The organism is Acinetobacter sp. YH01019, from assembly GCF_013420285.1.
GTDB lineage: Bacteria > Pseudomonadota > Gammaproteobacteria > Pseudomonadales > Moraxellaceae > Acinetobacter > Acinetobacter gandensis.
The window spans coordinates 16,322-28,337 of record NZ_VOYM01000032.1 but is presented as its reverse complement, the minus strand read 5'-3'; the positions used below and the strand labels follow the sequence as shown (position 1 = coordinate 28,337).

Here is a 12,016-nt window from a genome sequence, read left to right as displayed (position 1 = left end):
CTGGACAAAATGACTCCAGATGAGTTTTACTATGACCAGCTACCACAACAAAATAAGGTAGCTTAACTAGAGCAGAATATCACTTATAAATAAGCTTTTAGTTGTTCAAACAAGTGGGACCACCTCTTAACTTACCAATTAATTCAGCAATGTCACTTAGTCTACAAAAGCAAGCCATTAAGTGGTTGGGCACCAATGATGATGATATTGCTCAAACAGGATGGTGGTTATCGGCTAAAGATCCTGTAAACATTGGTGAAGTGATTCCACAAGATTTAATTAATATTGAACAGTTTTTTCCTCAAATTGGTACAGCAGTCAGTGCTTACCTAAATACTAATCCTGCCAAGACCAGCGATTTGGGTGGTTTATTAAAAATTGGTGCTTTGACAGCAAATATTGGTAATGTGGATTTAAGCAAGTCACCACTAAAACTTAATGTTGAAAACTTAATCCTAAATGGGCAAGGTTTTGCACCGAACTGTTTTGGTGGTTTGAAATTCTGTTAAATGCTGATTGCAACATATAAAAAACCTCCGAATTGGAGGTTTTTTTATTTTGTATCTACATGCGGACTTATTTATGGAAAATCCGTGCTTTATCACGTTGCCAGTCACGGTCTTTTTCAGTCGCGCGTTTGTCATGTAATTGCTTACCTTTTACCAAAGCAATTTCCAATTTGGCATTTGGTCCTTTCCAATAACACGCTAAAGGCACACACGAATAGCCTTTTTGGTTAATCGCACCTTGTAACTTTTCAATTTCACGACGATTAAGTAAAAGCTTACGTGTACGTGTCGCTTCAGGTACAACATGTGTTGAAGCACTTAGCAAAGGCTGTACTTGCGCACCAAATAAGAAAGCTTCACCATTTTTAAATGTAATATAACTTTCCACAATGGTCATACGACCCGCGCGCATAGACTTGACTTCCCAGCCTTGTAGAGAAAGGCCAGCTTCAAATTTTTCTTCGATAAAATAATCATGACGAGCACGCTTGTTGAGTGCAATCGTTCCGCCGTTATTCTTTTTAACTACAATACTTGCTTTCGCCATAATCTGATACTTCCAAACTTAAGACTATTGTACCCGAACTTTTGAAGAGATGAAGTTTTTAAATTAATCGAGTTACTTCACCTATAAATCAAGATTTTGCTAAAATACCCATCTACAAAATAAACAGAGTACAGCTGGATGTCTAAAACTCGTGTAATTTATCCGGGCACATTCGATCCAATTACCAATGGTCATATTGATCTAGTCACTCGTGCATCACGTATGTTTGATGAAGTTGTTGTGGCAATTGCAATTGGTCATCACAAAAACCCAGTATTTAGTCTGGATGAACGTGTCGCACTTGCACAAGAGTCATTAAGTCATTTGTCTAATGTTGAATTTGTAGGTTTTGATGGTTTGTTGGTAAATTTCTTTAATGAACAAAAAGCCACTGCGGTACTGCGTGGTTTACGTGCAGTTTCAGATTTTGAATATGAATTTCAATTGGCAAACATGAATCGCCGTTTAGATTCTAAATTTGAAGCGGTATTCCTAACACCATCAGAGCAATATTCTTTTATTTCATCGACATTAGTGCGTGAAATTGCTCGTTTAAATGGTGATGTAACACAGTTTGTTCCTCAAGCGGTGGTCGAAGCCTTTAAACGGAAACAACAACAAGGCTGGTAGAGTGTCTTTATATATCACTGATGAATGCATCAATTGCGATGTTTGCGAACCTGTATGCCCAAATGAGGCAATTTTTATGGGTGAGGTCATTTATGAAATTAATCCAGACCTATGTACGGAGTGTGTAGGTCATCATGACAAACCACAATGTCAGTTGTTTTGTCCTGTAGATTGTATTCCGCTTGATCCATCACATGCAGAAACCCAAGAGCAACTTTTGCAGAAGTATGAAAAACTGATTGCTCAAAAAACATCAAGCAATTAGTTTGCAAATTTGTTAGAATTCGCCCCGAAGTGAACCAGACGATCGCTGCTGTGTATAGGTCTTCGTGACTAAAGCAGGGGAGGAAAGTCCGGGCTTCATAGGGCAAGGTGCCAGGTAACGCCTGGGCGGCGTGAGCCGACGGAAAGTGCAGCAGAGAGTAGACCGCCTTCATTATGGTTTTGAGCAATCAAAATCGGAGGTAAGGGTGAAAGGGTGCGGTAAGAGCGCACCGCATGACTGGTAACAGTTCATGGCATGGTAAACCCCACCGGAAGCAAGACCAAATAGGGATCCTTTAGGCATGGCCCATGCTGGATCCGGGTAGGTCGCTTGAGCGTATGAGTGATTGTACGCCTAGAGGAATGATCGTCCTCGACAGAACCCGGCTTATCGGTTCACTTCAACAAATTTTGATCAAATACGCGCATTATGGGCTTGACGATATTTAAATATCCCTCCATAATGCGCGCACAGTTTAAGGCTATGTAGCTCAGTTGGTTAGAGCACCGCACTCATAATGCGGGGGTCACAAGTTCAAGTCTCGTCATAGCCACCATATTCAAAAAAAGACCACTCCGATTGAGTGGTCTTTTTTTATGTCTCAATTTTCCAAATTTAAAAAAATTAACGATAAACAAAACGACGCATACTTGCACGTAAGGCAAATGCGCCATGCATATATACGCCCCCGAGCCAATACGGCACATTAAAAACTTCTGAATAGCGATATTTGACTAACCCAAATTCAGCTAATAGTCCTTCAAAGAACATGCCACCAATGGCAAGCATGATGGCTAATATCAGTAGCCATGTACGCTCATAGCTAAATAACCAGCGAATAAAAAAGCTAATATAGAAAATCCAGCACAATGCTTCTGGGTGGAAGTTACCAAAACCACTGAGTATGTAGACAATCGCAAAGAGCACCAAAGCCTCAATCAATGGAGCTGTACCGTCGTGATGGCAACTGAGCTGAGTCATCACATAGTGTTTGAATAGTTGCGTAAGTTGGATGTAGCTAAATGCCATGAAAGCAAAGGCAATAAAAAAGCCGGGGAATACCCACCAAGCCTGATTAAAAAATATTGGGTCTGGATAACTAAGCGTCTGGGTATAGACATGAATCGCATCGCAAAAAGTTGCGACGACTGCTGCCAGTAGGGCAAGTATAAATATGCCTGAGAATTGAGTGGTTCTCGTCATCATTCATCCTGAAAAGTAGTGATCTTTTTATTTTGTGAGTTCTTTATAGTATGAATTTAGAGAAAAGGCTATGACAAGTTGCGAGATGCTCATGTGTTAAATGTTAATTTATAGAGCTACTGTTATACTTAATATATAGTTAACTTGATGAATATAAATAGAAATGATAGATAACCAATTGAACTGGGCTAAAGATAATTTTGAGAATATTGAAACTGCATGGGAGGGTGTTCATTGGAAAAGAAAGTGTTCACTCTTTTAAATAAATTGATTTATATCTATCAAAATCCCTTGCACAACTTATGACTAAAAAATCTAAATTTCATAATGATAGTGCAGGGCTATTATTTTAAAACATGTAATAGCTATTGTATGATTAAAAAAACCACTCAACCTAAGTGGCTATTTTTATGAAAATAAATCTGATCTTAGTATTTTTTCAATTTCTTCCATGTCATTTTTTAATTTTTCTGAAATGGGCTGAATATCTACTGTAAATTTTTGGGTTATCTCATTTTGTGCGGATTCATCAAAAAATAGTTTAGAGATGTTACTTATATACTGAGTTGTCATTTCGAAAACGTTTTTATAGCCAATTGTTATTTCAGCTAATTTGTCTCTTATGGCATCAGGGGCAAAGAATTTCAAGCGATTGCATTCATTTTGTAATGTATTTAGCTCTTTAGATAAATTTGCAAATAAGCTTTGGATGTTTTGATGATACTCACTAGTAACTTGAGCTATCATATTGGTATCATTTTTTTCAGAAGCATTAAAAAGATCAATCAAAAATTTTTGCATATAAAGGTTGATTGACTTTTGTGAGTCGATTTGTGCTTTTGAATGAAATTTGTCTAATTTACTAAAGAAGTCGCCATAAATTTCTTGCTTGATACCAAAATTCTTTTTCTTTGTTTCTAGTTTTAAATCAAAACTATGTTTTAAGCTTTCCAAATCTTTGTCTTTTTCAGCTTTATAATCAATTAAAGATTTATCATTTTTTTGTTTTTGGTAAAAAGAAAATATCATCCATAAGATATTTGAAAGTGTAAATAATATGGTAAAGAAAACAGGATTTTCACTTACAAAACTCAAAATACTTTGCATATAGAATCTTTAGGAATTTTAATAATTTAATCATGGGTTTAATTGTTTAAGAATTCTACTATATATTCAATGTTATCTGTCTGTAACTGTTCCCGCATTTTTAGAAACTGCTTTTCATCTAAGTCATAGAGCTTAAGTGAAAGCAGTTTTTCGATATCTTCTTCAGGAAAGCGATATGTAATAAGTTTAGCAGGGACTCCGCCTACTACTGCATAAGGCGGCACATCCTTGGTTACTACTGCACCTGTAGCCACCACAGCACCTTCACCAAGTGTAACGCCTTGCATAATCATGGCACGTGAGCCGATCCAGCAGCCATCACCAATGATTGTGTTACCGGCAGGTACAAAACTACGTGTATCAAACGGAAATGCTGAAATCCAGTCAGTACGGTGGAGTTGGTTACCGCCCATCATAATCACGCATTCTGCGCCAAAACAGACAAAATTACCGATATATAGCTGGTCTATCGGCTTCTCAGCTGTTGCAGGTTTATCATGCAAATAACGCACCACACAACGCTCAAAACCTTGATCCCAATATGCAGAATAATATGAATAATTACCTTTGATGTGGATATTAGGGTTCTTCACTGTTTTAGAGATGAACTCAAACTCACACCAATGATTGACAGGTGAATTAATCAATTTTTCAGACATAATTTTAAATAGCTTAATGATTCGCGTGACTATTCTAGCTGACTCATTATAAATGTCGACTATAGATAAATGCTTAAGTTCGTTTTAAATGCAGCAAGTGCGTGGCTTGAGTATGCCGTATTCGATCTTTACGATTTGCAAAATAACGCTGTGTAATGTCATGTGCAGATAAATCTTCTAAGACTACGTAACCCAGCTTTGTCACGGCACGGTGTAACTCATCACTGTGAAATGTCCCAATAATGGGTTCACTTAAAAAATAGGTAAATTTGGAAACAGCAAATGATCCGACACGCTCTAGTCCTGTTAAATCTTGATAGGGAATAGAATAATCTAAAACCAATTCGCTGCCCGCGACTGCAAATTCGGCAATGGTTTGCAAGGTGCTAAAAGTTGTTTCTGGGTTTAAATAATGCGTCGTTCCAAGCCAAGAAAAGAAAGCGGGTTGCTTTGTATCATAAGAACTCCGCTTTAAGGCATGCGCTAGATTTTCTTTTTCAAAATCAATTGAAACAAATTCAACATGGTCTGGAATATGGCCAAGTTTCTGCAGACTTTGTATTTTTAATGCCTGGGTATCTGGGTGATCAACTTCAAAGATTTTAATATCTGAGTACTTCTGAGCTAAACGGAGGACAAAAGAATCTAGGCCTGCACCAATCAGCACATATTGTTTAATCCCTTGTTGTAGTGCCATTTCTAATTGATCTTCGGCATAGCGTGAACGAGCCACGACTTGTGCGGTGAGTAATCCAAACGTTTGATTGGGTATTTTACTATTCAACGCTTTTATACAGGCACGATTTGAAAGCACTCGACGCCAAATTGGACTTGTGAAATGAAAGGCATAAGGGTCGGAAAAAACAGGTTGGTTCGCATATAGATAATGATTAGCGCGAATGGCAGCAGCAGCTTGTGCCGTTCGGCTTGCATGTCCAAATTTCATCGCGTGTTATGACTCTTTTGTTTTAGATAACACTTTAATGAAATAAGCCATTTGAACAATGACGTATTCAGTCGACTATTGTTGCTGAACGTACATTTTGGTCACTCGATAGCATGCATGACCTAAGCGAAAAACATAGAACAATAAAAAACCCCTCAAAAGAGGGGCTTAAAATTGCTTATCTTAATGAATTAAAGATATTCAACTTTAGAAACTTCGTACTCAACTTCACCTTGTGGTGTGATGATTTTCACGTCGTCGCCTTCGTTTTTACCCAAAAGACCACGCGCAATTGGAGAGTTCACAGAGATCTTGTTGATCTTAAAGTCTGCTTCGTCATCACCTACGATTTTGTAAGTTTTTTGTTCTTCAGTATCTAAGTTTTCAATCGTTACAGTCACACCGAAAACCACACGACCATTTTGCTCTAAGTCTTTAACATCAATGACTTGGCAAGCACCCAATTTACCTTCGATATCTTGGATACGGCCTTCACAGAAACCTTGTTGCTCACGCGCAGCATGGTATTCCGCGTTTTCTTTCAAATCCCCATGTTCACGTGCTTCAGCAATTGCTGCAGTAATACGTGGACGATCAACACTTTTAAGTTGCTGTAATTCTTTCTCTAGGGCAATTTTGCCTTCGGGAGTCATAGGATAACGTTGCATTGTTGTCCCTCATGTTTGTTTAAAAAAAGAAAAAATCAGAAAAACACTGATTTACAAATGAAAAAAGCCCGCCACCAAGAAGGTGACGGGACTTCTTGGAAGCTAATTAACCTTTGGTAAGGTCTTGTAGACGATATACATCCATTGGCAATTTAATTGCTAAAGCTTGGCATACTGCATCAGCACCGTTAAGGGTAGTTGTGTAATACACTTTACCTTGTAGTGCAGAGCGACGGATCGAGAATGAATCTTCTTGAGCCTGTTTGCCTTCAGTTGTATTGATAATGAGGTGAACTTCGCCATTTTTCAAGCGATCGACGATATTAGGACGACCTTCAGTCACTTTGTTCACACGTTCACATTCAATACCAGCTTCTTTAATCACATCATAAGTACCGCCAGTCGCGATAACTTTGAAGCCAAGATCTGTCAACTGTTTCGCAATACCAACAGCACGAGGCTTGTCAGAATGACGAACAGATAAGAATGCATGTTTTACTTCGCCTTCAGTTGGTAGACCTGGTAAACGATCATTCGAGCCTAACACAGCTTTATAGAATGCTTCACCAAATGTTTTACCAACACCCATCACTTCGCCAGTAGATTTCATCTCAGGGCCAAGAATTGGATCAACACCAGGGAATTTGTTGAATGGGAACACTGCTTCTTTTACAGAGAAGTGTTCAGGAATAATCTCTGAAGTGAAACCTTGTGACACAAGAGATTGACCTGCCATACAACGTGCAGCGACTTTTGCTAAAGACTCACCGATACATTTAGAAACGAATGGCACAGTACGTGATGCACGTGGGTTCACTTCTAAGATGTATACGTCAGTACCTTTAACCGCAAACTGAACGTTCATTAAACCAATTACGCCAAGCTCTTTTGCCATAGCGATCGTTTGACGACGCATTTCGTCCTGTACTTCTTGAGATAAAGAGTAAGGAGGAATAGAACATGCTGAGTCACCTGAGTGAATACCAGCTTGTTCGATGTGCTGCATGATACCGCCAATCACAACGTCTTTACCGTCAGATACGCAGTCCACGTCAACTTCAATCGCGTCGTCAAGGAAATGGTCAAGTAGAACTGGCGCTTCGTTAGATGCTTGAACCGCGTCACGTAGGTAGCGTTTCAATTCGTCATCGTTGTACACGATTTCCATTGCACGACCACCAAGTACGTAAGATGGACGTACAACGAGTGGATAACCAACTTTTGCCGCTTCAGCCATACCTTCTTCAGCAGATTTAACAATGCTGTTGTTTGGTTGACGAAGTTGCAGACGTTGAATCATTTGTTGGAAACGTTCACGGTCTTCCGCACGGTCAATCGCGTCTGGAGATGTACCGATAATTGGTGCACCAGCTTCTTCTAAAGCACGAGCCAATTTAAGCGGAGTTTGACCGCCGTACTGAACGATAATGCCTTTAGGCTTCTCGATACGCACGATTTCAAGTACATCTTCCAAAGTAATTGGTTCGAAGTACAAGCGATCAGATGTGTCGTAATCTGTAGAAACAGTTTCAGGGTTACAGTTCACCATGATTGTTTCATAGCCGTCATCACGCATAGCAAGGGCAGCGTGTACACAGCAGTAATCGAATTCGATACCTTGACCAATACGGTTAGGACCACCACCGATCACCATGATTTTGTCACGGTTAGATGGATTCGCTTCACATTCTTCATCGTAAGTAGAGTACATGTAAGCTGTATCAGATTCGAATTCTGCAGCACATGTATCTACACGTTTGTAAACTGGAGTTACGCCCAAGTTCCAACGGTGTTTACGGAATTGTTTTTGTGAAATGCCCATCAAGTCCGCAATGCGAAGATCTGATAAACCTTTGCGTTTGAACGAACGGATGTTGTCCGCATTCAAATCACCAAAACCTAAAGTTTTGATTTGGTTTTCAGTTTTGATGATGTCTTCGATTTGAATCAAGAACCAACGGTCAATTTTGGTTGCTTCAAATACTTCATCAAGGGTGAAACCGTGACGGAATGCATCGCCCACGTACCAAATACGCTCTGGACCTGGAACTTTCAATTCAACGAGAATTTTTTCACGTGCGCCTTCAGTACCCACTGCGATTTTTTCATCAAAACCACATGCGCCAACTTCAAGACCACGAAGCGCTTTAGACACAGACTCTTGGAAGTTACGGCCAATTGCCATTACCTCACCGACAGATTTCATCTGAGTCGTCAAAGTTGCGTCCGCTTGCGGGAATTTCTCGAAGTTGAAACGAGGAATCTTTGTTACAACATAGTCAATCGCAGGTTCGAAAGATGCAGGGGTTGTACCGCCAGTGATGTCGTTTTTCAACTCATCAAGGGTATAACCTACAGCTAATTTCGCCGCGATTTTTGCAATTGGGAAACCCGTTGCTTTAGACGCAAGTGCAGATGAACGAGAAACACGTGGGTTCATCTCGATTACAACCATACGGCCGTCTTTCGGGTTAATACCGAACTGAACGTTAGAACCGCCAGTTTCAACACCAATTTCACGAAGTACAGCTAAAGATGCATTACGTAGAAGTTGGAATTCTTTGTCTGTCAATGTTTGCGCAGGAGCAACAGTGATTGAGTCACCAGTGTGTACGCCCATTGGGTCAAAGTTTTCAATGGTACATACAATGATACAGTTGTCGTTTTTGTCACGAACAACTTCCATCTCGTATTCTTTCCAGCCAATTAAAGATTCATCGATCAATAACTGTTTGGTTGGAGAAAGATCGAAACCGCGTTCACAGATTTCGATGAATTCCTCACGGTTGTATGCGATACCGCCACCAGAACCACCCATGGTGAATGATGGGCGGATAATCACAGGGAAGCCGAAACGTGCTTGAATTTCTAACGCTTGTTCCATTGACTCAGCAATGTCAGCTTTTGGACATTCAAGACCAATTTTACGCATTGCCTGGTCGAACAGTTTACGGTCTTCAGCTTTTTCGATTGCTTCTTTGGTCGCACCAATCAATTCAACATTGAATTTTGCTAAAATGCCGTGCTCATCGAGGGCAAGGGCACAGTTCAATGCAGTTTGACCACCCATTGTAGGAAGAACTGCGTCTGGGCGTTCTTTCTCAATGATTGCAGCTACAGTTTGCCAAGTGATTGGCTCAATGTAAGTTGCGTCTGCCATAGCAGGGTCGGTCATGATGGTCGCTGGGTTTGAGTTGACCAAAATAACGCGGTAGCCTTCTTCACGAAGGGCTTTACATGCTTGAGCACCTGAGTAGTCAAACTCACATGCTTGACCGATGACAATCGGACCAGCACCAATAATTAAGATGCTTTTAATGTCTGTACGTTTAGCCATGATGCTTCCTTAATTACTTCTTAGATGCTTCGATAAGTTCGATGAAATGATCGAACAATGGTGCGCAGTCATGTGGACCAGGGCTTGCTTCGGGGTGACCTTGGAAACTGAACGCAGGTTTATCTGTGCGGTGAATCCCTTGTAGGGTTTGGTCGAACAGTGATTTGTGCGTAGCTTTCAAGTTTGCAGGTAATGTTTCTGCATCGACTGCGAAGCCATGGTTTTGCGAAGTAATCATCACAATACCAGTTTCCATGTTTTGAACAGGGTGGTTGGCACCGTGGTGGCCGTGAGGCATTTTCACAGTTTTTGCACCTGAAGCAAGTGCAAGAATTTGGTGACCCAAGCAAATACCAAATACTGGTACATTGCGAGCATCTTCTACAATTGTTTTTACAGCTTCAATTGCGTAGTCACATGCAGCTGGATCGCCGGGGCCGTTCGATAAGAACACGCCATCTGGATTCAATGCAAGTACGTCAGCAGCAGGAGTTTGCGCAGGCACGACAGTCAATTTACAACCGCGGTCTGCGAGCATACGTAAGATGTTGGTTTTGACACCGTAATCGTATGCAACAACATGGAATTTAGCTTCAGGCTGAGAGAAACCTTTACCTAATGTCCAAGAACCTTCAGTCCATTCAAAGCCTTCAGGGTCACAGCATTCTTTTGCAAGGTCTAAACCATTTAAACCACCAAAAGCGCGTGCTTTAGCTAAAGCTTCTTCTTCTGTAATGTTTTCGCCAGCAAGGATACAACCATTTTGTGCACCTTTTGCTCGCAGAATACGCGTTAATTTACGAGTATCGATGTCTGCAATAGCAACAACATTGTGTTGTTCAAGGTAATCACCAAGTGATTGCTCAGCACGGAAGTTGCTATGCAATAAAGGTAGGTCACGAATGATCAATCCGTTAGCCCATACTTTATGAATTCGACCTGACTCAGCGTCTTCATCATTACAACCTGTGTTACCGATATGTGGGTAAGTTAGTGTCACAAGTTGTTGTGCATAACTAGGGTCAGTCAAAATTTCTTGATAGCCAGTCATTGCTGTATTAAAAACGACTTCACCAGTCGTACTACCCGATGCGCCAATAGAAGTACCTTTAAAGATAGTTCCGTCGGCAAGGGCTAAAATTGCTGGGGTGCTCAAACCAAAGCTCCTGAAATTTAGGCTGTAAAAAAGCGAGAAGACGAAAAAAAAGGAAGGCTATTTAAAAACCTACCCTCCCTATGTCTGCTCGCTTGAACTTAACACTGCATTATACGCATGATGGAGCGTGAAGTCCATTCTAAAAATCGTGAATATGTGAGATATAGGGGTTGTATTTCGAGTGAAAGTTTGGTTTTAAGGAAATACATAAAAAATGTAAGCAATTAATTATTGTCTGACAAATCATAAATTAAAATTTATCAATTCGGCTAATGTAGTTATGTCATCTAATAACTAAAGGTACACAGTCATGGCTACACAACAAAAACAAGCAGCGGCTAAATCCTCCCTAAAAGAAGTCGTAGCAGAGGGTGCAGAAAAATTGGAACAAGTTGCCAAAGAAGCCTCTATTCAGGCGACTGAAGCGGTCACAGAGAGTACGAGTAAAATTGAAGCTGAAGCAAAACAGCTGAATGCCAGTGTGCAGGATCAGCTACGCCAACTTAAGCAAGATTTGTTGCAAAAGTTAGATCAGTTGAAATCACAATTTGGATCTTCTCAAAAAGATTTTGGCGAGCTTAAAGAGTTTGTAAAAACTGAATTAAATACCGTGATTGAAGACCTTTCAAAATTAGGTAAAGAATTGAAAGAAGATGTCACTCAAATTTCGGGTAAACATAAAGAACATTTAACGGAAACATTTAAACGTTCAAAAGAACATACTTTGGAAGCGTGGAAAAAAGTCGTGCCAGTTAAAGCAGACGTAAATGACAAAACTACAGATTTAAAAAGCTAAGATTTAATTCAGGACTGAATATTGATGAAGTCTGAAAGTAGCATATAGGATGGTCTATTTAACATGTGTAGATCGGCTATACGGATTAAACGGAATAACTGTTGGCGATAGTTTCGAATCAGTAGATATGGCTGTACTTGAAGCGATTTACAAGCAATAAAAAAGCAAAAGGAAAACCTTTTGCTTTTTTTCA

11 protein-coding genes, 1 tRNA gene, 1 other RNA gene and 1 pseudogene are annotated in these 12,016 nt (G+C 40.0%); 6 read left to right on the top strand and 8 right to left on the bottom strand.

The genetic code is table 11. From position 1 onward, the window contains the following. Positions 1 to 122: 122 nt before the first annotated feature. Positions 123 to 509: pseudogene (locus tag FTT84_RS09200) on the top strand (hypothetical protein); the annotation flags it as partial. A gap of 67 nt (positions 510 to 576) precedes the next feature. Here the strand turns inward: FTT84_RS09200 and smpB are convergent. After that, on the bottom strand, positions 577 to 1,056 hold the full coding sequence (gene smpB / locus FTT84_RS09195; protein ID WP_067764260.1) for an SsrA-binding protein SmpB: 480 nt from the start codon (positions 1,054 to 1,056) through the stop codon (positions 577 to 579). Between the two features lie 138 nt (positions 1,057 to 1,194). Between smpB and coaD the strand changes: the two genes are divergently transcribed. From coaD to FTT84_RS09175, 4 genes are all read left to right on the top strand, one after another. Next, positions 1,195 to 1,686, top strand: a complete 492-nt coding sequence (gene coaD, locus FTT84_RS09190) for a pantetheine-phosphate adenylyltransferase (RefSeq protein ID WP_067764257.1) — start codon at positions 1,195 to 1,197, stop codon at positions 1,684 to 1,686. A gap of 1 nt (position 1,687) precedes the next feature. Beyond that, entirely contained in the window at positions 1,688 to 1,951 is a 264-nt protein-coding gene (locus FTT84_RS09185; RefSeq protein WP_067764254.1) for a YfhL family 4Fe-4S dicluster ferredoxin, read from the top strand. A gap of 26 nt (positions 1,952 to 1,977) precedes the next feature. Then, positions 1,978 to 2,357: RNase P RNA component class A (rnpB, locus tag FTT84_RS09180), an RNA gene on the top strand. A gap of 73 nt (positions 2,358 to 2,430) precedes the next feature. Then, positions 2,431 to 2,507 (top strand) — tRNA-Met (locus tag FTT84_RS09175). 68 nt (positions 2,508 to 2,575) lie between these two features. On the opposite strand, the gene FTT84_RS09170 is transcribed toward FTT84_RS09175, so the two are convergent. The 7 genes from FTT84_RS09170 to carA all read right to left on the bottom strand — a co-directional run bounded on the left by FTT84_RS09170 (position 2,576) and on the right by carA (position 11,027). Continuing rightward, positions 2,576 to 3,154, bottom strand: coding sequence for a hypothetical protein (locus tag FTT84_RS09170; protein ID WP_180080984.1), 579 nt, complete (start codon positions 3,152 to 3,154; stop codon positions 2,576 to 2,578). 408 nt (positions 3,155 to 3,562) lie between these two features. After that, positions 3,563 to 4,261 carry a hypothetical protein gene (locus FTT84_RS09165; RefSeq protein WP_067764249.1) on the bottom strand — a complete coding sequence of 233 codons (699 nt, stop codon included), beginning with the start codon at positions 4,259 to 4,261 and terminating at the stop codon, positions 3,563 to 3,565. A 38-nt stretch (positions 4,262 to 4,299) separates the two neighbouring features. Further along, positions 4,300 to 4,920: a CatB-related O-acetyltransferase gene (locus FTT84_RS09160; RefSeq protein ID WP_180080986.1), complete on the bottom strand. Its 621-nt coding sequence runs from the start codon at positions 4,918 to 4,920 to the stop codon at positions 4,300 to 4,302. Positions 4,921 to 4,993: 73 nt separating this feature from the next. After that, positions 4,994 to 5,866, bottom strand: a complete 873-nt coding sequence (locus FTT84_RS09155; protein WP_180080988.1) for a class I SAM-dependent methyltransferase — start codon at positions 5,864 to 5,866, stop codon at positions 4,994 to 4,996. Between the two features lie 191 nt (positions 5,867 to 6,057). Next, the gene (gene greA, locus FTT84_RS09150) at positions 6,058 to 6,534 is read right to left on the bottom strand and encodes a transcription elongation factor GreA (protein WP_067764232.1); all 477 of its coding nucleotides are present in this window, start codon (positions 6,532 to 6,534) and stop codon (positions 6,058 to 6,060) included. Positions 6,535 to 6,640: 106 nt separating this feature from the next. Continuing rightward, on the bottom strand, positions 6,641 to 9,871 hold the full coding sequence (gene carB / locus FTT84_RS09145; protein ID WP_067764229.1) for a carbamoyl-phosphate synthase large subunit: 3,231 nt from the start codon (positions 9,869 to 9,871) through the stop codon (positions 6,641 to 6,643). Positions 9,872 to 9,884: 13 nt separating this feature from the next. Then, complete coding sequence (gene carA, locus FTT84_RS09140; protein WP_168378093.1) at positions 9,885 to 11,027, bottom strand: glutamine-hydrolyzing carbamoyl-phosphate synthase small subunit; 1,143 nt, start codon at positions 11,025 to 11,027, stop codon at positions 9,885 to 9,887. Between the two features lie 310 nt (positions 11,028 to 11,337). Here carA and FTT84_RS09135 point away from each other — a divergent pair, with 310 nt between their 5' ends. After that, positions 11,338 to 11,823, top strand: a complete 486-nt coding sequence (locus tag FTT84_RS09135) for a hypothetical protein (RefSeq protein WP_180080990.1) — start codon at positions 11,338 to 11,340, stop codon at positions 11,821 to 11,823. Positions 11,824 to 12,016: the final 193 nt, after the last annotated feature.